Below are 21,471 nucleotides of genomic sequence, written 5' to 3' on the forward strand. Positions count from 1 at the left end.
AGGAGGCCCGCATGAGAGAGTTTTTGCTGTACTACGGAATGTTTGCCATCTACTACGTCATGGCGATCAATTCCTTGTATTTCATCATCATGCTGTTTTCGTTCAAAAGCATCATGGGGATTTTGAAAAGCTCGATTTATTCGCGCTTCCAGGCATTGTCCGGCTCGGAGCACGTACCGCCGATTTCGATTCTCGTGCCTGCCTATAACGAAGAGCTGACAATCATTGAGAATGTGCGATCGCTGCTTGCGCTGAACTATCCGCGGTATGAGGTGATCGTGGTCAATGACGGCTCCAAGGATGATACTTTGCAAGTGTTGATCCAAGAGTTTTCCTTGACGATATCCAAACATTTGCCAGTTCAGCCGCTGCTGCACACTTCACAGGTCAGGGGCATTTACCACAACCCGGATTTCCCCAACTTGTACTTGATCGACAAAGAAAACGGGGGCAAAGCGGACTCGCTGAACGCCGGAATCAATTTGTCGCACTATCCGCTGATCGCTTCGATTGATGCCGACTCGTTGCTGGAAAAAGATGCGCTCATTCGCATTGCCAAGGTGTACATGGAAAACCCCGAGGAAACCGTGGCGATCGGCGGCGACATCCGGATTGCCAACGGCTGCAAAATCGAGAACGGCGTGGTCAAAGAAATTCGCCTGCCGGACAAATTTTTGCCGATGATGCAGTCGGTGGAATACTTGAAGGCGTTTCTCGGCGGACGCATCGGCTGGAGCGCGATCAACGGCCTGATCATCGTCTCGGGGGCGTTCGGCGTCTTCCGCAAAGACTACGTGGTCAAAGTCGGCGGCTATCGCGAGGGTTATCCGGGCGAGGACATGAACATCATCATCAAGCTGCACAAATACATGCTAGAAAACAAGCTGCCGTACCGGGTAGCGTTTTGCCCGGACGCCGTCTGCTGGACGCAAGCGCCCGACTCGTTGAAAATTTTGGGCAGTCAGCGCCGCCGCTGGGGGCGAGGCAACCTGAAAAACATGATCGAATACGGCAAGCATATGGTACTGCGCCCGAAATACAAGCTGTTCGGGATGCTAACGCTGCCTTTCAACATTTTGTTTGAGACATTGAATCCGTATTTTCGCATTACGGGACTGCTGGCGCTGATCGGCTATACGCTTTTGGACATGACGAACAGCCACGTTCTTCTGATTTACGGCTTGCTCAACGTGCTGTACGGCGTACTGCTCGGCATCGGGTCCCTGTTGCTAGAGGAAATCGCATTTCGACGCTATCCCCGTTTTCAGGACATCGTCAAAATGCTTTTCTATACCATTCTCATGTTTTTCGGCTATCGGCAAATCGGCGTCATCTGGAGATTCCTCGGACACATTGAATATTTGCGGAACAACAATTCGTGGGGAACGATGACCCGGACGAGCTGGCAGTCGAAAAGCAATAAAAACATTTCCAGTCTGGAGGCTTGATCATGAGTAATCTCGTACCTGCTTTTTATGAGCTTCTGAGCAAAATGGAAGAGCGAAGCGTGGCGTGCGGCGTCATTTTGGCTGCTTGCAAAAACGTTTCGGCGGAGTCGCTGGAGCTGGTCAAACGGGACATGGAGGCACAGCTAAAAGACGGGCTTACGTTGCATGCCGCATACGACAAAAACAAGCAAATTCTCGGTATTTTGCTGGAACAGAAGAAACTGGCAGATACCCATTTTTACGCCCTGCAAATCAGGGATTACATGCTCTCGCGCAAGCTGCTGACAGGCGGCATGTACATCGCCAGCTTCCCGGAAAGCTCCCGTTCCACAGCGCAAATGCTGATGCGAATGATCCAGGAAATGAAGGAGCAGAGCGAGCCGGGCAGCATCAGCGTATACGAGCAGCACGGCAATCAGAGACAGCAGGAGCAGGCGAGCATCTTGCTCGTCAATCCGGATGAGACGGTCAACGAGTTTTTGCGCATCTATTTGCAGCGCAAAGGCTACCAGATCACGGTCGCCCACGATGGAGGAGACGGCGTGGAAAAGCTGCGCCAGGCCGCTTTTGATCTCGTCATTACCGATCTGAATTTGCCAGTATTAAACGGCTACCAGCTGATGGAAAAAATTCGCCATCTCGGTCAGGAAGCGATGAGCAAAATCATGGTGCTGACGGACAAAAAGCTGGAAGAAGACGTGCAAAAATCGTTTGCCCTCGGGGCGTCCGACTACATGACGAAGCCATTTTCGCCAGTAGAGCTGGAAGCCAGAGTCAAGCGCTTGATTTCATAAAGAAAAAGGGAGAGAAACCGGGATGACTAGATACGAGGAGCTACAGAAAAAAATTGCCGACAAAACAGCGAGAATCGGCGTAATTGGACTTGGCTACGTCGGGCTGCCCCTCGCAGTGGAAATTGTGAAAAGCGGGTACACCGTAGTAGGAATTGATTTGCACGAGGGAAAAATCGAGAGCTTGAAAAACGGACAGTCCTACGTCCAGGACATCGCCAATGAAACGTTGCAGGAGTGCCTGGCAACCGAGCGCTTTTTGCCAACGAGCGAATATCGCGTCATCGGGGAGCTGGACGCGATCAGCATTTGCGTTCCGACGCCGCTCAGTCCGAATCAGGACCCGGACACGTCCTACATCACGAATGTCGTGGAACAAATTAAAACGTACATGCGACAAGGGCTGCTCATCACTCTGGAGAGCACGACGTATCCGGGAACGACCGACGAGCTGATCGGGCGCGAGCTGGAGAAGCTCGGCTATGTCACAGGTGTCGACTTTTTCCTTTGCTACTCGCCGGAGCGGGTCGATCCGGGCAATCGCAAGTTCAACACGTACAACACGCCGAAAATTATCGGAGGGACAACGGATCGTTGCATCGAGCTGGGAACGCTGTTGTACGGCAACCTGGTGAAAACAGTGGTTCCGGTCTCCTCGCCAAAAGTGGCGGAAATGTCCAAGCTTTTGGAAAACACGTTTCGCAGCGTCAACATCGCGTTCATGAATGAAATGGCGATGATGTGCGACAGAATGGGCATCAACGTCTGGGAGGTAATCAAGGCCGCATCGACCAAGCCATTCGGGTTCATGCCGTTTTATCCGGGACCTGGGATCGGTGGGCATTGCATACCGCTCGATCCGATGTATCTGTCTTGGAAAGCAAAAGGCTATCGCTTCCACAGCCAGTTCATCGAAATTGCCCAATCGATCAACGACAATATGCCAGACTACGTGCTGAACAAGACGGCACAAGTGCTGAACATTTACGCCAAGGCGATCAACAGCTCGCGCATCCTCATTTTGGGCATGGCCTACAAGCCGGATATCGACGATCTGCGCGAGTCCCCGGGCCTGGAAATTTACGAGTTGTTCAAAAAGAGCGGTGCGCAGGTGGACTATTTCGATCCGTACGCGCAAAGCTTCCTCGACAAAAAGGGGCAAGTTGTTTCTTCTATTAATAATGACTACGACTTGTTCAAAACGTACGATTGCATGGTGCTCATCACCAACCACAAATGCTTTGACTATCAGGAGCTGGCTGATTTGGGCATCGCGATTATCGATACACGCAATGCCTTCGACGGAATCAAGAATCCGAATGTGTATCGCATCGGCACCTCGGTAGCGATCCAGGAGGAAAAACAGATTGTAAGCTTGCTGGCGTAAACAGCGCCGGGCAGCAGAAGGAGGAGTTACGAACATGTGCGGAATCATGGGATACATCGGGTACAGACAAGCACAACCCATTTTGATCAACGGCCTGAAAAAGCTGGAATACAGAGGCTATGACTCGGCTGGCATCGCGATTTGCGATGGAGAGTCTATCGCCGTGCGCAAGGCGAAAGGAAGAATCGACGCGCTGGTGCAAAAGACCGAGCAATCCGGGCTATCCGGCTCCATCGGCATCGGGCACACGCGCTGGGCTACGCACGGGCGTCCTTCCGATGAAAATTCACATCCTCACTTGGATGCGACCAACAAGTTTTCGATTGTCCACAACGGCATTATCGAAAACTACCTGGAGATCAAGCAGGAGCTGATCGAGCAGGGTGTCGCGTTTCGCTCGGAAACAGACACGGAAGTGATCGCCCACCTGCTGGCGCGGGAATACGCTGGCGATCTGGTCGCGGCGGTACGCGCAGTGGCAGGGAAAATTCGCGGAGCGTTTGCTCTCGGAGTCATGTCGGAATACGAACCAGACAAGCTCGTCGCGGTACGCGTGGCGAGTCCGCTGATCATCGGAGTGGGGGAGAACGAGAATTTTATCGGCTCTGACATTCCCGCTATTCTGGAGCATACGCGCGATGTGTACGTTTTGGAGGACGGCGATCTGGCTGTGCTGACGAGTGATTCTGTGCGGGTCATGAGTCTTTTGACAGACGATCCTGTCAAGCGCGAACTCGTCCGCATTGACTGGGACAAGGAGCAGGCGGAAAAAGACGGGTACGCCCATTACATGGAAAAGGAAATCCATGAGCAGCCGCGCGCTCTGCGCAATACGATGACAGGGCGGATCGACGAGACAGGACAGAAGGTTATTTTTCCTAATCTTCAGTTATCGTCTCAATCTGTCAAGCAAATCGAGAAAATATACATCGTCGCATGCGGTACCGCCTACCACGCGGGCTTGATCGGCAAGCACGTCATCGAGAGTCTTGCCCAAATCCCGGTCGAGGTGGATGTCGCTTCCGAGTTCCGCTACCGCCGACCGTTGTTTGCGAAAAACACGTTGACGATTGCCGTCAGCCAGTCCGGGGAAACGGCGGATACGCTCGCTGCCATGCGAGAGGCGAAGCGCAACGGATCGGCTGTCCTCGCCATCACCAACGTGGTCGGCAGCTCGATTGCCCGTGAAGCAGACGATGTGATCACGACCAATGCCGGGCCGGAAATCGCCGTCGCTTCCACGAAAGCGTACACTTCCCAGCTGATCGCCTTTTATTTGTGGGGAATGTATTTGGCGCAACAAAAAGCGACGATGGCCCCGCAAGAGATTGCTGCGCTGCTCGGGAAGCTGAAAGAGTTGCCAGAGCAAGTCGCAGAGATTTTGACCCATGCCAAGCAGTTGCGGCATTTTGCCGAGTCGATCAAGGACGAGCGCCAGTTGTTTTTCATCGGGCGCGGAATCGACTTCGCCGTTTCCATGGAAGGCTCGCTCAAGCTCAAGGAAATCTCCTACATCCACTCCGAGGCGTACGCGGCGGGAGAGTTGAAGCATGGCACCTTGGCCTTGATCGAAGAAGGGACGCGGGTGATCGCGCTGTCCACGCAGGACGCGCTGCATGAGAAAATGATCAGCAACATTACGGAAGTAAAAGCGCGCGGCGCCAACGTGCTCGGCATTACGCACGAAGACCACCTCGACTTGCACCGGACAGTGGATGATGTGTGCCTGATTCCGAAGACAGATGCGCTGCTCTCCCCTGTGCTTAGCGTCATTCCGCTACAGCTCATCGCTTACTACACGTCAGTCGTCTTGGGCAATGATGTAGACCGTCCACGCAATTTGGCCAAAAGTGTAACAGTTGAGTAGGCTGATCCGTCCATGGTTAAGAACCACAATACGGGACTGACTGGGAGGAACGAGCGAATGAGCACCTCGAAGCCGGAGTTGAATCAGGAAGTATTGCTTGCGATCATGCTCCAAGCCTATCAGCTGGGCGTACAGAGGAAAGATGTTGATTTGAACATGATGATCCACACATTGACGTATGAATTGAAACCGTATTTGGAACCACAAATCCAGCAAGGCCCGCTTGCATCCAGTCAAGGGGCCAAAGTGGAGGCGACAGGATGAACATACACGCAGTAGTGCTTGCAGCAGGAAAAGGCACCCGAATGAACTCATCGCTCTACAAAGTGATGCATCCGCTGTGCGGAAAGCCGATGATTGAGCATGTTGTCGATGCGCTTGTTCCATTGGCATTGCGAAATCTGGTGGTGATCGTCGGCCACGGAGCGGAGGCGGTGAAAGAGCAGCTGGGCAACCGCGTGCAGTACGCCTTGCAAAAAGAGCAGCTTGGCACAGCGCACGCCCTCTGGATGAGCAGCGGCATTCTCGGGGAGCAAGAAGGTGTAACGATTGTCCTGAACGGCGATACGCCTCTCGTCCAGAGCGAAACATTGCAGGAGCTGCTCGACTGCCATCAGGCCAAACAGGCTGCGGCGACCGTGCTGACCGCCGTCGTGGACAACCCGACAGGCTACGGGAGAATTATCCGCGATGAGAATGGAGCCGTCCGCAAAATCGTCGAGGAGAAAGACGCGACGCTGGGACAAAAAAAGGTGAACGAAATCAGCACGGGAATTTTTTGCTTCGACAACCGGAAGCTGTTTGCCACTCTCCCGCACGTTTCCAACGAGAACGCCCAAGGTGAATATTACTTGCCGGACGTCCTCGCATTGTTGCAGGAGCAAGGCGAGCTGGTGGCTGCATCGGTGGCAGCGGACGCGGAAGAAGGCGTGGGAGTCAACGACCGGGTGCAGCTCGCCTACATGGAGCAGCTCATGCGCAAGCGAATCAACGAGCGCCACATGCGCAGAGGGGTAACGATGGTTGATCCCAACGCCACCTATATCGATTCTACCGTGACGATTGGCCGTGACACGGTGCTCTATCCCGGCACCGTTTTGCTGGGACAAACCCGGATCGGGGAAGGCTGCCAGTTTGGGCCGCATGCCCAGGTAAAAGACATGAATATCGAGGATTACACGAGAGTTCCGCCATTTTCGGCGTTTGACGGGAACAGGCACACAGACAGGGCATTGGCATATGCAGGGGCGGCGACAAGCGGGCAGAGCTACGAGCAGAAATGATGCGCGCACTACGCAAATACGGCCCGCTCTGGGCAGGCGTTGCGCTGCTCGTGGCAGCCTCCATTCTCATGCTCACACTCGCAAATCAAACCCGTCAAGCCCTGACGACAGCTACCTGGATATGGGATGCCAAACAGATCGAGACACAGACCGACGAAATGATCGACTTCGCCAGGCAAAATGAGATCAATCTGATTTACCTGCACATTGAACCGACTGCGGTTGCTCCGCACACGTACCGCTCCTTCGTCCGCAAAGCGGGACAGGCTGGCATTTTGGTGGAGGCGCTTGGCGGCGATCCCAACTGGGCGCTGACCAAGAATCGCCAAAGTATCGATGAGCTGATCTCCTGGGTGAAGGCGTACAACAAACAGGCGAAGGCAAACGAACGCTTCTCAGGCATCCATGTCGACATCGAGCCGTATTTGCTGCCGGACTGGAAGGAATCCCGGCAAGAAGTCGTCCGGGAGTGGCTGAAAAATGTTACATACTTGGTGGCTGAGACGAAAAAAGACACCGATTTGACGGTCAGCGCGGACTTGCCGTTCTGGATCGACTCCGTGTCGGTTCCGGGGAGCGAAGAAAAGGTGAGCAACTGGATGGTGGAACGGCTCGACAGCATCACGCTCATGGCGTACCGCAATCGTGCCGAGGGAAACAACGGCATTGTGGAGCTTGTCAAAAAGATCGTCGCCGATGCCAATTCCCGAAAAAAAGGCTCCGTCATCGTCGGGGTCAACATCATGGAATCGGCGGAAGGCGCACATGTCAGCTTTTTTGCTGACGGCCCGACGGAAATGAAAAACCAGCTGGTCATTTTGCAAGAAGTGCTGTCAGGCAATCCTGCCTTCGCGGGAAGCGCCATTCACGACTACGAAAGCTGGAAGCAAAGTATAGAAGCCAACGAGAGGAGTAGCTAACATACATGAAAGCCGCGCCCATCTACCTTAGTGCACTCTGCCTGACGCTCGGCTTTCTGTTCGGCTTTTCCCCAGCGGAAAAAAAGAGTAAGGCCACGTGGATTTGGCAATCCGAGATGATTGGAGACGAGAAACGGGAAATTCTGGCCTTTTGCCAGGAAAACGAGATCAATTTGATTTACTTGCGGATCGAAATGAACAAGCCGTTTGATTACTACCAGGCTTTTATTCGCGAAGCAAGTGCGCTGGGGATCGAGGTTCACGCTGTCGCTGGTCATCCCGCCTGGGCGCTTGCCAGCAACGAAAAGCGAATGCTCAACATCGTCAAGTGGGTGAAGGCATACAATCTGGAGGCGACTGATCAGGAGCGAATCCGCGGCATTCAACTGGATATCGAGCCGTATTTGCTGCCGTTTTGGGACACCGATCGCGAACGGGTGCTCCGCGAGTGGCAAGCGAACATGCAGGCATTCACGCGGGAAGTGAAACGGCAGCCCGACCTTGTGGCGAGTGCGGCGATCGCTTTTTGGCTCGACGATATATCCATGCCGGATCAAAAAGATGTTTTTGTGTCCGAGTGGATGATCGAGCAGTTTGATACGGTGTGCATCATGGCGTACCGCGATACGCTCGCCGGGAACAACGGCATCCTTGCGCTGGTCGAGGATGAGCTGAGAGAAGCGGACAAGCTGGGCAAACGGGTGATGGTGGCAGTCAACATGAAAAAGCTCAGCGACGATCACGCTTCCTTCGCCGAAGAAGGTGCGATGGAGATGAACCGCCAGCTTGCGCTTTTGCCGGAAAAGCTGGGAGATCATCCCTCCTTTTCCGGTGTGGCGATCCACGATTATCGGCATTGGAAGGAGGCTGCGCCGTTGGAGCCGGTTCCGAAAGCGCGTTACAGAGGCACCTATATATGGCGAGCCGAATTGATCGGCACAGAAAAAGCGGAAATTCTCGCCTTTGCCAAACAGAACGGGGTCAACCTGTTGTACGTCCGGCTTGATTTGGAACAGCCGCCTTCCTATTATCGTGATTTCGTCCGCCAAGCCAAAGCTGCGGGGATCGAAGTGCACGCCATGGGCGGTCATCCGATCTGGGCGCTGGCTGAGAGCAAAGGGAAAATCATGAAGCTCGTCAACTGGGTGAAGGCGTACAACCGCTCCGTCAGCGAGGACGAACAGTTTCACGGCATCCATCTCGATATCGAGCCATATGTCATGCCTGTCTGGCGGGAAGACAAGGACGAGGTATTGCGCCAGTGGATGGGCAATATTGAAGCGTTCGTGGAGGAGACGAAGCGAGACGGCGAACTGGAAGCAAGCGTCGATCTCGCAGCGTGGCTGGATCATACGCCAGTGCCGGGACAGCCTGATCTGCCGTTTTCCCACTGGATGATTCAGCAGCTGGATCATACGACCTTGATGGCTTTTCGCGATTCAGCAGACCGAATCGTCGGACTGGTAGAGCAGCAGCTGGCGTACGCGCAAAGCATCCAGAAAAATATTGTCGTCGCCGTGGAAACGAAGGAAAGTCACGAAGGGAGCGGCATCTCGTTTTACGAGGAAGGGATGACCGAGATGGAGCGGCAGCTAAAGCAGGTGACGAAATCGCTTGCGCCGTACGAATCGTACATGGGCCACGCCATCCACGCTTACGATTACTGGAAAAACGGGAAAGAGTAAAAAGCAGGGAAGCGGCGCCACGAACTGGCGAGTGTTGTACAATGAAAGAGAGGAAGGTCGGTGGAAGAGAGGGGAAACGATCATGCGTGACAGTTCCAACAGACATCGAGGTCTTCCGCCTCGCACGCCTGAGCTTTTGTACAACGTCGTTCGCAAGTTTTACCGCGGTGCCGTCAGCCATTACGACCTGATCCAGGAGAAAAAGCAGGAGGCGTACGCCTGTTTTGAACAGATGCAAACTACTGGTGACGATCAGCCGTTGCGTGCCGCTCTTGCGACTCTGTTTTTGGAATTTCATTTTTACACGACTTGCTGGCTGCAAATCGAGTTGGCGCTGTACCGCTTGGCCCGTCAGGATGAGCGGCTGGCGAAGGTGATGGATACGTTTCGGACCGCACTGGAAACGCATGTGGCTGTCCGCGAGCAACTGGAGCAGACAGAGGCATGTGTAGCCGCCCAATTCGCAGCGGGAAGCTCCGGCTTGTCCTGTGTCGGGGTGGAACGCGACGCCTATTTGTTCGACCGCTTCACGTTCACAGTCGACGAGACGAGCCTGGCACAGTTGCACGCCCTGTTTGCCGCCGTCGAGGAACAGCGCACCATGTCTACAAGTGAAAAAGCGTGACCGTCTTTAAGGGCGGTCACGCTTTTTTTGATCGACAGGCTTGCGGCCCGTTGATGCCAATGTGTGTCAGGGGTCCTAGTAAGATCCCGGGAAGATCGAACCTGTATGTGGCGCTGCTGCCTGACCAGGCGCGTTCAACTGACGAACTTCTTGCACGTTGGTTCCGGCGAAGCCAGGAGAGAAAATCGATTGTGCCCCAAGGCCGATCGAAGGCTGGTGTTGCTGATATTGCTGCGGCTGGTTGTAGTTTGCCTGCATGCCATATCCGCCTTGCGCGGTTGGGGAAGCATAGCCGCCTTGGTTGAGCTGACGCACTTCCTGAACGTTTGTATTCGCGAATCCAGGAGAGAAGATGCTGCCTGTCAGCGCAGGAGGATAGGAAGTTTGTGCAGCATAGTGCTGCTGACCTGTGTAGCCAGCGTATCCCGGTTGATTTTGCTGGCGCACTTCCTGCGCGTTTGTTCCGGCAAAACCGGGAGAGAAAATCGAATTGATGCCGGCACCGTACGATTGCTGGTACGCAGGCTGAGCCGGAATGTAGCCTCCCGATTGGTGCATGATGGATTGCAATGCCTGGTTTTGTCCATAGCCTTGCTGTTGCTGACCATAAGCTTGTTGCTGGTTGTAGCCTTGTGCTTGCGGAGCCTGATAGCTGTGGTTCAGCTGTCTGACCTCCTGTGCATTGGTGCCCGCGAAGCCTGGAGAGAAAATGGACTGTCCTTGGCCGATACCGCCGCCCGCAGGCATGCCGTATGTAGGAGTCCCGATCGATTGGGCATGTCCACCGTGATTCCAGTGTTGTACTTCCTGAACGTTTGTTCCGGCGTACCCTGGTTGAAGCATAGCCCCTGCTGGAGTCATCGCTCCGAGAAATTGTTGTTGTCCAGATTGCATTTGATTTTGGTTGTTTGTGTAGGTCATGGGTAAGACCACCTCCACGAGGTATTTTTACCAAGGTGGTTTTACTCATGCACGAATCGATGAAGCAAAAGAATTCGCATTAGGAAGAAAAAACATGCCGGACCATCAGCCGGCATGTTCCTGTAAATCGGTGAGAGTCCAATGGCCATAGGCGAGCCAAAGCGTAGGTTTGCCCGCTGGCCCGATGCTCGCTTTGACAGGCTCAAAGCCCAACGTTCGGAAAAAGGAAAGACTTGCCTCATTATCCAGACCTACGCGCACATACAGTTTGGGCAGACACTGACAGATGTGTTCCGTCAGTGCCTTGCCGATTCCGCGATGGCGGTAGCGCTTATCTACAACCAGGAAGGAATGACCCAGTCCACAGCGAGAAACAGCGAACAGTCCGACTACGTGCTTCCCGTTCATGGCAAGAGCGACACTGGTTTCCTGTTTGGAAAGCATCTTGGGGGTCAGGCGCGCGAGCCATTCGATTGCGTGCTGGGTGATGCGCCGCTCCCCTTCCTGACGGGCAAATCTCACCAAGGTTGCCTGAGATTCGGCCAGTGCTTGTGGAGGCAGGAGTACGTATTTCAACGATTTTATCATGGCGATTACCCTGCGGCGGCTTCACGCCCGTTTTGCAATCGCGACACGTACTGAGCGTAGTGGATGAGGTTGGACAAAGACAATCGCCTGATGGAAGGCTCATCGAACTTCTCCGGTTTGGCATTGGCTTCAAAAAACCACAGACTGCCGTCTTCTGTCAGGCCGAGGTCCATCGACATTTCCGCCAGATCCGGGATTTCCTCATTCAAAGCGCGGGCGATGGCAAGTGCTGTCTCGTGAATCGAGTTTTCCATCTTTTCCGGATCTGCCTTGAACAAAGACTGGAGAACGGAAGACAAAGAGTGGATGGAGCCGCCGCGAGGCACGTGCGTAGTAATGCTTTGCGACCCGGAACGCCGGATGCCGACCCCGGTTACGCCCCATTCGCCTTTGCCGTCTTTTTGCACCAGCACCCGAACGTCAAACGGCTTGCCGTTGAAGCGTGCCCTGCGTATCCCCTGCTGCATGATGTACCGCTGCTGCCGCACATGGCTCTTCACATGCTTCCATAAATCGTCCAGATTGGAAAAACGGCGCGTGACGGCCTTTTGTTCCTTCAGCCGCTGAAGACGCCAGCCGTCATTTTTGTATTCAATGCGCATGATTCCTTCTCCGGCTTTGCCGCGCACGGGCTTGAGGTACACAAAGCGATGCTCGTTGCAAAAGCCTTTGAAGCGGGCGAGCGTATCGAGCTTTTTCGTCTCCGGCAAATAGGTCTGCACCTCAGGGTGTTTTTTCAGCATGGAGAAAAGCTCTTGCTTGTCAAAAAAGCAACGGTTGAACAAGGTGACGTTAGGCAGTTCGTCGATGCGGGCCAAAGCTTTTTTGACGTCGGGCCGCTGCTCGGCTTTGCGGGTTGGGATGCGGTTGTAGACGACATGCGGGAAAGGAAGGATGACTTCTTGCCACAAGTTTTGCTTTTGATTGTACAAATAGCCGCGAACCTTCTTTTTCTCCCAGTTGATACCTTGGGGAGTGAAGACGTACACGAGTGCGCCCCATCGCTTGCCGGATTGTGAGATGTCTTTGAAGTTTTCGCGATTTCCCACAAAGGCCGTGCCCTCACCAACGGTCAAAATGCCGATGAGCGGACCTAGCTTCAGTGACTCGCTGTTGATCATTTTCCAGTTGATTCTCGTTCGAAAACGCCCTGGCTGCATTGCCGGCAAGCCGGTGTACACCCGTTTGTGATGAGAAAAGGGGCCGAGGCTTGCGAATAACTTTTTTTGCGACCGCTTGCCTAGAGCTTGCCGAGGTAGCTGTATGAACCATTTGCCGCTTGGGAGGATGGTCAGCCACCCGGAGCGCTGCTGAAGCATGGGTGTTCCTCCTTCCTGAAAAACGGTGCTAGTTGCATGCGCCTAGAAATTGGCCAAATAACAACTGTAGTCGACGAGAAGCTTGCGGGATTCCTGGTCTGCCTGCCTCAGTCTGGAATGCTTGAAGATGGAGCGTCCCGGCTTGGAGTTGGCTTCGAACATCCAGACATGGCCGTGGATGTCGATTCCCATGTCCAGACCGAGTTCGCCAAGGTCGATTCCTTTTGCCTGCTCAATCGCGGTAGCGAGGCGGATGGATGCTTCGCTGACCCGCTCGGACATCAATTCTTTTTGTTTTCCGTACAAATGGTGCAGCAATTCGTCGCCAGGGATGACGGTGCCGCCTGTGCGCACGTGTGTCGTCACGCTGCCGGAACCGGCTACTTTGGCGGCCGTGCAGGACACGACCCATTCGTTTTGCTGGTTTTTATGCAAATGGACGCGGAAATCAAACGGGCGTCCGTGGAATGTTTTGAGCGGGATGCCTTGCTGCGCCAAATAACCGCCTACGCGACGGCTGCGGAACACATGCTGGTACAGACTGGACAGCTTGGAAAACTGCCGTTTCACATTTCCGCTGCCGTTGTGGTAAGAAGCGGTATAGCCGCCGCCGGATTGTCTGACGACCTTCACGATGCCGTAACCGAGGCTGCCGTTTTTCGGCTTCAAATAGACGATCGGATACTTGCGCAGCAAATTGCGCACAGTGGTGAGGGACGGGGAGGTGTACGTTTCCGGGATATGCTCATTGACTTCCGGGTTCGGATAGAGCAATTGGTGAACTCCCCACTTGTTGAAAAAGCCCTGGTTGAACATCGGCATGTTCGGGTAGCTGGCGAGCTTGTATTTGAACTCCCTGACAGCTTCATGCTTCTCCGCTGAACGGGAAGGGATTCGGTCGTAGACCACATCCGGCATGGCTGTGACCATCTTTTTCCAGAAGTATCCGCCTGTTTTGCCCTTGCGCAAAAACCAGGCATTGACGGTATTCGTGCTCCAGTCCACGTCGTGCGGGGAGAAGATGTAGTAAAAGACGCCTTTTCCTTCCTGAGCTTGTAGCAGCTTGTAGAAAAAAGAGGTGCGCGGGCCGATTGGCTGCCGCGAGTCCCTGCGGATTCCTGTGGTGACAATCCCGATAGCCGGACCGATGCGCAGCGCCGAGTCTTCTTGCTTGAGCTGGATCAAGCCGCCGTGAGGAATGCCAAGCTCGGATTGCAACAGCGTCGTCACCTTGATGACGTTTGCTTCCGGATTCCGCTTGTCTTGCAGTACGGTTGCGACGACTTCCTTTTTGCCCAGCATGACCTTGATTTTTTGCCGATGGCGCAGCTGTAGCTTGGAGAAGAGATTAGTCGGCAGGATGATCCCGCTGACACGGGGATTGGAAAGGAAGCGGAGTCGCATTCTGAACGTTTCCATGCTTAGTAACCTCCTACGCGCTCTTTCATGAGATAGTGGGCGTATCGAACGGGCTGGGTAATCGAGTGACGCTTGGCGATCGGGTCGTCAATCAAGCGAAAGACAGTCCTGCCGGGCCTGCTGTTGACTTCGATAATCCAGACGTTTCCGGATGTATCAATCCCGACATCGATTCCCAGCTCCACCAGTCTGCCGTGGCACTCCTCCAAAAAGCGTGGCAATTTTTCTGCCACCTGATTGATGGTCGTCTCGATTTTGGAGTGGACGGCAGGCTTGAAATGACGAGATAGGAAAGCGGAGAGCGGCTGTGCTTTACCGCCTCCGTGCAGGTTGGAGGTGATACTTCGCTTGTCGCCCAAGCGGACCGCCTTGCCGGTTGTCTCCCAATCACCCTGCCCGTTTTTTTGCACGAGCACCCTCACATCAAAAGGGGTGCCGTCCGGTGTGTGCAGCTTCAGATAGGGCTGTACAAGGAACTTGCGACCAGAAGTGAACGAGGCGATAAAAGTTTTCAATCCGGCGGAGTCGCGGATCAGTCTGCGGAACGGCTGGTTCTCCCGGTTCCGCCCTGTGGCCTCGTAACCGCTTTTGGTTTCCTTGATGCGCACGACGCCGATTCCATGCGTTCCCGCCATTGGCTTGATGACGACGGCGCCGTATTGTTGCAGCATGTCGTTCACCGTGGCGAGCGATAAAATTTCGGTCGGCGGCAACAGGGAAGCCAGTTGCGGCGATTGGGTCAGCATCTGGTGCACCTGCCACTTGCCGGACAGGCCATGCCCCAAAAATGTAATGTTGCGATCGTTTTGCAACTTTTCCACAAATGGTTTATAGTGGCGATAAGATGGGCCAACGAAGCACCGATCGTAGATCAAGGCGGGGAGCGGGAAAGTGTTCGGCTGCCATGATCCGTTGCGGTACTCGAAGCCTCTTACGGTTCGCGAGGAAAAGTTGACCTGACGCGGCGAGAACACGAAGACACGCATCCCGTGCTTGCGTCCGTAAAGCGTCAGCTTTTTGTAATAGCCTTTGTCTACAAAGTGGGAGCCTTGGCAGCGCGTCATGATGCCAAGACTTCGCTCGTCTGCTCTCATGTGGGTCACCTTCGCCTGTTTTTCTTGCTCTTCGGTTTTCCTGTTGCCGTTCTGGTTTTAGTTTTGGCTGACCGGGGAAAACCACTGATGTATGATGCGTATTCCAGCATGCGTACGACGGAAGGCCGGGCGCGGCGGGGCGGTTCTTCCACGCCTTCAGGCAAAGGAACGGTATTGGCCGTTTTGGACGGCTTGCTGTTAACCTCCAATAGCCATACTTGCCCGCGGACATCGACGCCGAGATCGACACCAAATTCAGCGTAATGGCCGGGCAGCGCCTCTTCGAGCAAGACAGACAGCTTCAACGCCACAGCTTTTAGTGTGGCTGGGGATGGGCGAACCGAACTGGCCCAAGGCCCACAGGCACGCAGAGCCTGGAGGGGCGTCATCATCTGGCCGCCTCTGGATATATTGGAAACGATGCGATTCAATCCCAAACGGGCAACCATAGATGTAACGGCCCATTCGCCTGCCCGGTTTTTTTGCACCAATACACGAAAATCAGTCGGCCGTCCGTGAAGGCCGATCAATGGTAAACCTTGTTGCAGCAAATAAGGTTTGCCTTTTGTCTGTTTGCTCAAATATTGATGCAAGCCCATTATGCTGGAAAATGTTTTGCCAAACCCGCCCGGGCGAGCGAGCTGATATCCCTCCTGCGTTCGGCGCAGCCGGATAATCCCTCGACCCATGCTGCCGTTTGCCGGCTTTGCATAAACCGTCCGGTGCTCGGACAGCATCGTCCGCAAATCTTCCAGACTTTGATAGCGAACCATAGCTGGAAGATGTTCGGAAGCACTCTCCTGATCTTGCAGAGCGGAATGCACGTGCCACTTGTTTAAAAAGTGTTCGTTGAAAAACGGAATGTTGGCGTCTTTGCACCGTTGCAACCAGTTGGCCATCTGCTCGCTGCGCTCCCGCTGACGGGATACGAGCCGATTGTAAATACATTGGGGCAAGGGCAAGACTCTTTGGCGCCACACTCCGCCCCGGCGAACAAGACCGCGCACGATCCCGGCATCCCAGTTGACGTCCTGTAGGCGGAATGCGCAGATAATCCCTCCGCGCTTGCGGCAAATATCGGCTACTTCGTTGAAAAAAGGGGACAATGGTCCAAACGGGGATTGCGGAAATTGGGCATTGTAAGAGGATACGAGAATCCCTACATACGGCCCGACAACAAGAGTTTGCTGATCTGCGTTGTAGCGCACAAGCATGGGCCCTCCTGTAGGCAGCCGGAGCGACTGGGCCAAGGCAGGCCGGATAAGCGTTTGGTTGCTGCGATCAATGCCGCTGATACGGGCGCGAACCGTTTTGCTTCCGAATTGGACAGTAGCTGTGGGCGAAGAAAGATTCCATTTGCGCATTTGCGCCTGGGGCAGGTAAAGGTCTACTTCCGTCTTTGGCTCGTATCCGACGACGATGGTTGGAACGTAAGACATGGCTATCCCCTTCCCATCAGGCATAAAGTTAGTCTATGGTATGAGTAGCCAAATCGTTTGGTGCCATGCAGAGAAGAAAGGTTGTTAGTATTTATGAACTTGTGGATAGTATTAGTGAATATCGGCGTAGGCTCTGTGATCGGCGGCGTCACGAACGAACTCGCCATCCGCATGCTGTTTCGACCGCTCAAGCCTTGGTATATCGGCAGTTGGAAGCTTCCGTTCACCCCGGGACTGATCCCGAGAAGGCGGGACGACATCGCGATACAAATGGGCAGATTAGTGGAGGAGCATTTGCTTACGACAGAAGGCGTCAGGCGGGCACTGGCCCAGGGCGACCTGGAAAATACGCTGGCGGGCTGGATGAACAACCTGGCTGCGGACTGGATGGCGGATGAGCGTACGTTGCGCCAAACGCTGCAACGGGCAGTGCCCCAGCTTTTTATCGAGGACGGAGGATGGAGCGAAGCGGTACGCGTCCCTGTCCAGCAAAAATGGCATTCTTTTGTCCAGCAGCTGTTTACACAATATGAAGAAACAAAACTGCGCGATCTGCTTCCACAAGCAGGCATAGATCGCCTGGACGGGGCGGTGACTTCGGCGAGTCACCATATGTTGGGCCGGATTCGCGAGTATTTGTACTCCCCGCAAGGACAGCAAACGTTGCAAGGCATGGTCAAAGGCATGCTCGGCGGAGGCGGGGGCATGTTCGGTGGGCTGGTCGGCATGTTTCTTGGGGACGACAAGATCATTGGCAAAATTGTTCCGCATCTCGATGAGCTTTTGCAAAGCCCGGAGATGGCTGAGCGCTTGCAACAGTTTTTGCGCAAAGAGGCGGACAAGCTGCTGGATAAAACGGTCGGGGAACTGGTGGAGTGGCTCGGCCACGATCAGCTCGACGACTGGTCCCGCGCGCTTTTTGCGAGAATCGAAGCGCAGAGCCTGCAACTCGTGGATCAGCCTATGTCGCGCCTGACCGCGCCGATTCAGCAAACCGTCACAAACGATCTCGTTCCGCGCCTGGCGAAATGGATGGTAGAGTCTTTGCAGACAAACGTCGAGAAAATCTTTTCCCGTCTAGCGATTCGCGATATTGTTACGAGACAGGTGGAAGGCTTCCCGATCGAACGGATCGAAGAAATGGTGGTCGGCATCTCGGGAAAAGAGTTCCGCATGATTACGGTCCTCGGCTTTATTCTTGGCGGGATTATCGGACTGGTTCAGGGACTTTTGGCGAATTGGCTGGGATAGGAAAACTGAAACGAAACTGTAACGGCTCTGTAATAATCCTGTAATATTCCTTGGGTAAGATAAAAGCACGATGAAAACCCCCTTAATGATATACTTTCTGAGTTGGTAGCTTGAAAAAAGCTACCCTTTTTTTTTGTCGCGCCTTCGGGTATATTGGTCGAAGGAGCGCACGTACATTGGAACGGGTGGGAGACCAGGAAGGGGGATTAGCAATATGGCAACGAAACATGAACAAATCTTGCAACATATTGATCGCCTTCCGATCGGTTCGAAGATTTCCGTGCGGCAGATCGCCAAAGACCTGGATGTGAGTGAGGGTACGGCCTACCGCGCAATCAAGGAAGCGGAAACACAAGGATACGTCAGTACGATCGAACGTGTCGGCACAGTGAGAATCGAGAAGAAGCACAAAGAAAACATAGAGCGGCTGACTTTCGCGGAAGTGGTGAACATCGTCGACGGCCATGTGCTTGGCGGACGGGAAGGGCTGCACAAGACGCTGAACAAATTCGTCATCGGTGCGATGCAGCTGGAAGCGATGATGCGCTATATCGACGCGGGCAGTCTATTAATTGTAGGAAACCGTTATCAGGCGCACAAAATTGCCTTGCAGCAAGGAGCGGCTGTCCTGATCACGGGTGGCTTCGATACGAGTGAGGAAATCAAGCAGTTGGCGGATCGTTTGGCTTTGCCGATCATTTCGTCGAGCTACGACTCTTTTACAGTAGCATCGATGATCAACCGGGCCATCTACGACCGTTTGATCAAAAAAGAGATCGTCATGGTCGAGGATGTGCTGAAGCCGCTGGCTGAAACGCCCGTGCTGCTGCCGTCCGACACAGTCGCCAAATGGCACCAGTACACGGAGCTGTATCAGGATACGCGCTTTCCGGTTGTCGATGAGCAAATGCGGCTCATCGGGATCGTGACTTCGAAAGATATTATCGGCCACGAGGAGACGGCGACGATCGACAAGGTCATGACGAAAAATCCGATCACGACCTCGCCGCGCGTGTCTGTCGCTTCGTCGGCGCACATGATGGTGTGGGAAGGGATCGAGCTGTTGCCGGTCGTGGACAATTATCGCAAGCTGGTGGGCGTGCTGAGCCGCAACGACGTGTTGAAGGCGCTCCAGTTTACGGCGAAGCAGCCGCAGATGAGTGAAACATTTCCGAACCTGATCATGTCGCATTTCCGCGAGGAGCGTCAGGCAGACGAGCTGATTTACTTGGGCGACGTCACGCCGCAGATGACGAATCACCTGGGAACGATCGCCAGTGGCATCATGACGACAGTGATGGTCGAAGCGGCCTGTAACTTGCTGCGTCAGCATCGCCGCGGCGACATGGTGCCGGAAAATATTACGGTGTACTTTTTGAAGCCGGTGCAGATGGAGAGCCACATACAGGTGCAGCCGCGACTTTTGGACATCAGCCGCCGCTTCGGTAAGGTCGAGGTGTCGGTTTACCACGGCGAGCAGCTTGTGGGGCAGGCTATGATTACGGCGCAGATTATTGATCGGTAATAGTGGATCGTTGGTGAGGGCAGTCTCTTTGGGGGGCTGCTCTTTTTTTGTTTTTTGCTTGGGGAAGTGGCCGCAGTGCAGGGCTTCGCGAACCGTGGCGTCTTTCCGCCCTCCTGATTGACAAACCAAACAAAAATAACCTATCATCTAATTAGAAAAGTATCTAATTAGAACCGAAAGCACATTTTCCCGAAGAAAGGAGCATCTCTTTTGCAACTCGATAAACTCGTCACCTTTTACAAAGCGCTCGGCGACCCGACTCGTGTGCGGATTTTGGCCATGTTGGCAAATGGACCGCTGCACGGGCAGGCGCTGGCAGGGAAGCTCGGAGTGACGCCGCCGACGATTACACACCATATGGCGAAGCTGCGCGATGCAGGAATCGTCTACGAGCGGCGTGACAAAAACACGATTTACTTTTATTTGCACGAAGCGAACATGAAGCGGCAAACCCAGGCGATTTTGAATGTGTTGGAACGGGCGAAAGGTACGATGGAGGAAGACCTTTTTGCAGATGAGGAAACCAAAACGATCCAGGAGCAGAGGAGGTCCCAGATGGCAGCGGATCAGATGCACGTAATCAAAAGCTTCTTGACCCCCGACGGCAAGCTCAAGCAGATTCCGGCCCAGCGCAAGAAAAAGCTGATCGTGTTCGAATACATGGTGCGGGGGCTGGAGTTTGGCCGCAAATACAAGGAACAGGAAATCAATGACTACATCCGCCAGTTTCACGACGATTACGCGACGATTCGCCGCGAATTTGTCATGAACCACTATATGTATCGCGAAGAGGGCATCTACGAGCTGAATCCGGAAGAGATGTGGGCCAAGGCAGAAGAATTGCGCTAACAGGAAAATGATTCCTTTTGAAAAAGCATAAAAAAAGACAACCGTCGGCACTGCGCTCAGGTTGTCGGAAACAATAGAATGTCACACAAACTGATTATAGCGAGAACTAATTGCGTTTAGCCATGGCAAACGATTGGGAAAACAGGAAAAGTATTTCAGCATGCTGCTTCTTCGCTTAATTCCAATTCACTTTTGATATTTTCCATTTAAGAGCCGCAGAGATGAAATACAGGATGGAAGCAATAAAAAATAGAGTAAACATATCTCCGGTCATCAATAAGTAAAGACTTAAAGGTAAGGAAATCACAAAAGAAATAATGATCAGCGGTTGTTTAAGGAACGAGGTAAGTAAACCGAATATCGCGGGAAGTAACAAACAAAGTGCAGTAAAGACAGAAACAGTTGGTTTGTTGTAAAGCAAAAAGTACCAAAGAATCATGGTTCCAACAGAAGCAAGCAAACCACATATCAGCGACAGGCTGAACATAAAATTGAATTTCACGTTGGTCACCCTCTTTCAAAAACGCACGATTTTCCCATTTAGTGAAGGGCTCGCGTATTCGACGTGAGAAGGAACGTGTTGCTGGCAAAAAGCAGCAGCACAAGCGATGCAGAACTGGTAGCAAGCTGCTCGCCTGTTGTTCTCGGCTTCGCTTCACATAGGCCCCCATACAGAAAAAAGCATGTGGAACAATCGCTCTGTTCTCATGCTTTTTTAGCTCTCAGCTGCCTTTTTTCAATTCTGCCTGCCAGGCGCTGCGATAGTGCAAAAAGTTGCGGGTTCCCAGGTACAGGTTCAGCACACCGACGATCAGCATGATGATCGCGACCACGATGCGGATCGTATCGAGCGTATCAAACGTAAACTGGTTAAGCCCGAACAAAGATACGAGAATGCCGAGTGCGATGTTCATTTTGCCCAGCGTCATTCTGGATTCCAGCGGGTGGATGCCTCTTCTGCGTGCGTGGATGCTGAAGTAGACGCTGGCTACAAGTGAAGCGAGAACGCCGGTCAAATAAAAGGCCGACCACATAGATGGCTTCATCCTTTCCAACAAAT

Annotated in this window: 20 protein-coding genes; 12 read left to right on the top strand and 8 right to left on the bottom strand. The window is 53.6% G+C overall.

Annotated features, from left to right (window positions below; all coding sequences use genetic code 11):
• The first annotated feature begins 11 nt into the window (after positions 1–11).
• The 9 genes from NST23_RS06575 (at position 12) to NST23_RS06615 (ending at position 10,006) form a co-directional block, all read left to right on the top strand.
• A complete protein-coding gene (locus NST23_RS06575) occupies positions 12–1,448 on the top strand; it encodes a glycosyltransferase family 2 protein (RefSeq protein ID WP_122962882.1) in 1,437 nt (478 codons plus the stop codon).
• Between the two features lie 2 nt (positions 1,449–1,450).
• The gene (locus tag NST23_RS06580) at positions 1,451–2,242 is read left to right on the top strand and encodes a response regulator transcription factor (RefSeq protein ID WP_122962883.1); all 792 of its coding nucleotides are present in this window, start codon (positions 1,451–1,453) and stop codon (positions 2,240–2,242) included.
• A 22-nt stretch (positions 2,243–2,264) separates the two neighbouring features.
• Complete coding sequence (locus NST23_RS06585; RefSeq protein WP_309538944.1) at positions 2,265–3,626, top strand: nucleotide sugar dehydrogenase; 1,362 nt, start codon at positions 2,265–2,267, stop codon at positions 3,624–3,626.
• A 34-nt stretch (positions 3,627–3,660) separates the two neighbouring features.
• Entirely contained in the window at positions 3,661–5,493 is a 1,833-nt protein-coding gene (gene glmS / locus NST23_RS06590; protein ID WP_309538945.1) for a glutamine--fructose-6-phosphate transaminase (isomerizing), read from the top strand.
• A gap of 57 nt (positions 5,494–5,550) precedes the next feature.
• On the top strand, positions 5,551–5,757 hold the full coding sequence (locus tag NST23_RS06595) for a hypothetical protein (RefSeq protein WP_122962886.1): 207 nt from the start codon (positions 5,551–5,553) through the stop codon (positions 5,755–5,757).
• Positions 5,754–6,776, top strand: a complete 1,023-nt coding sequence (glmU, locus tag NST23_RS06600; RefSeq protein WP_340963361.1) for a bifunctional UDP-N-acetylglucosamine diphosphorylase/glucosamine-1-phosphate N-acetyltransferase GlmU — start codon at positions 5,754–5,756, stop codon at positions 6,774–6,776. The genes NST23_RS06595 and glmU overlap by 4 nt, the downstream gene beginning before the upstream one ends.
• Entirely contained in the window at positions 6,776–7,696 is a 921-nt protein-coding gene (locus NST23_RS06605) for a hypothetical protein (protein ID WP_274874997.1), read from the top strand. The genes glmU and NST23_RS06605 overlap by 1 nt, the downstream gene beginning before the upstream one ends.
• A 5-nt stretch (positions 7,697–7,701) precedes the next feature.
• Positions 7,702–9,381, top strand: a complete 1,680-nt coding sequence (locus NST23_RS06610; protein ID WP_173598442.1) for a hypothetical protein — start codon at positions 7,702–7,704, stop codon at positions 9,379–9,381.
• Between the two features lie 82 nt (positions 9,382–9,463).
• Entirely contained in the window at positions 9,464–10,006 is a 543-nt protein-coding gene (locus tag NST23_RS06615; RefSeq protein WP_340963364.1) for a hypothetical protein, read from the top strand.
• 75 nt (positions 10,007–10,081) lie between these two features.
• On the opposite strand, the gene NST23_RS06620 is transcribed toward NST23_RS06615, so the two are convergent.
• The 6 genes from NST23_RS06620 to NST23_RS06645 form a co-directional block, all read right to left on the bottom strand.
• Positions 10,082–10,927 carry a hypothetical protein gene (locus NST23_RS06620; protein ID WP_122962891.1) on the bottom strand — a complete coding sequence of 282 codons (846 nt, stop codon included), beginning with the start codon at positions 10,925–10,927 and terminating at the stop codon, positions 10,082–10,084.
• 105 nt (positions 10,928–11,032) lie between these two features.
• Positions 11,033–11,515 carry a GNAT family N-acetyltransferase gene (locus tag NST23_RS06625; protein ID WP_122962892.1) on the bottom strand — a complete coding sequence of 161 codons (483 nt, stop codon included), beginning with the start codon at positions 11,513–11,515 and terminating at the stop codon, positions 11,033–11,035.
• Positions 11,516–11,520: 5 nt separating this feature from the next.
• Complete coding sequence (locus NST23_RS06630; protein ID WP_173596093.1) at positions 11,521–12,834, bottom strand: YheC/YheD family endospore coat-associated protein; 1,314 nt, start codon at positions 12,832–12,834, stop codon at positions 11,521–11,523.
• A 42-nt stretch (positions 12,835–12,876) separates the two neighbouring features.
• Positions 12,877–14,253 (bottom strand): YheC/YheD family endospore coat-associated protein, encoded by a 1,377-nt coding sequence (locus tag NST23_RS06635; RefSeq protein ID WP_122962894.1) that lies wholly within the window; start codon positions 14,251–14,253, stop codon positions 12,877–12,879.
• Between the two features lie 2 nt (positions 14,254–14,255).
• On the bottom strand, positions 14,256–15,347 hold the full coding sequence (locus NST23_RS06640) for a YheC/YheD family endospore coat-associated protein (RefSeq protein ID WP_122962895.1): 1,092 nt from the start codon (positions 15,345–15,347) through the stop codon (positions 14,256–14,258).
• 5 nt (positions 15,348–15,352) lie between these two features.
• The gene (locus NST23_RS06645) at positions 15,353–16,786 is read right to left on the bottom strand and encodes a YheC/YheD family endospore coat-associated protein (RefSeq protein WP_340963366.1); all 1,434 of its coding nucleotides are present in this window, start codon (positions 16,784–16,786) and stop codon (positions 15,353–15,355) included.
• A gap of 93 nt (positions 16,787–16,879) precedes the next feature.
• Between NST23_RS06645 and NST23_RS06650 the strand changes: the two genes are divergently transcribed.
• The 3 genes from NST23_RS06650 (at position 16,880) to NST23_RS06660 (ending at position 20,411) form a co-directional block, all read left to right on the top strand.
• Positions 16,880–18,037, top strand: coding sequence for a DUF445 domain-containing protein (locus NST23_RS06650; RefSeq protein ID WP_340963370.1), 1,158 nt, complete (start codon positions 16,880–16,882; stop codon positions 18,035–18,037).
• A 214-nt stretch (positions 18,038–18,251) separates the two neighbouring features.
• Positions 18,252–19,562 carry a DRTGG domain-containing protein gene (locus NST23_RS06655; RefSeq protein ID WP_063229161.1) on the top strand — a complete coding sequence of 437 codons (1,311 nt, stop codon included), beginning with the start codon at positions 18,252–18,254 and terminating at the stop codon, positions 19,560–19,562.
• A gap of 210 nt (positions 19,563–19,772) precedes the next feature.
• Positions 19,773–20,411, top strand: coding sequence for a DUF2087 domain-containing protein (locus NST23_RS06660; protein WP_122962898.1), 639 nt, complete (start codon positions 19,773–19,775; stop codon positions 20,409–20,411).
• A 175-nt stretch (positions 20,412–20,586) separates the two neighbouring features.
• Here NST23_RS06660 and NST23_RS06665 read toward each other — a convergent pair whose 3' ends face one another.
• Together NST23_RS06665 and NST23_RS06670 are read right to left on the bottom strand one after the other, a co-directional pair.
• The gene (locus NST23_RS06665; protein ID WP_122962899.1) at positions 20,587–20,913 is read right to left on the bottom strand and encodes a hypothetical protein; all 327 of its coding nucleotides are present in this window, start codon (positions 20,911–20,913) and stop codon (positions 20,587–20,589) included.
• A gap of 220 nt (positions 20,914–21,133) precedes the next feature.
• On the bottom strand, positions 21,134–21,445 hold the full coding sequence (locus NST23_RS06670; protein WP_173596094.1) for a YtpI family protein: 312 nt from the start codon (positions 21,443–21,445) through the stop codon (positions 21,134–21,136).
• Positions 21,446–21,471 lie beyond the last annotated feature (26 nt).

The organism is Brevibacillus sp. FSL K6-0770 (assembly GCF_038000275.1).
In the GTDB taxonomy this organism is placed as follows: Bacteria; Bacillota; Bacilli; order Brevibacillales; family Brevibacillaceae; genus Brevibacillus; species Brevibacillus parabrevis.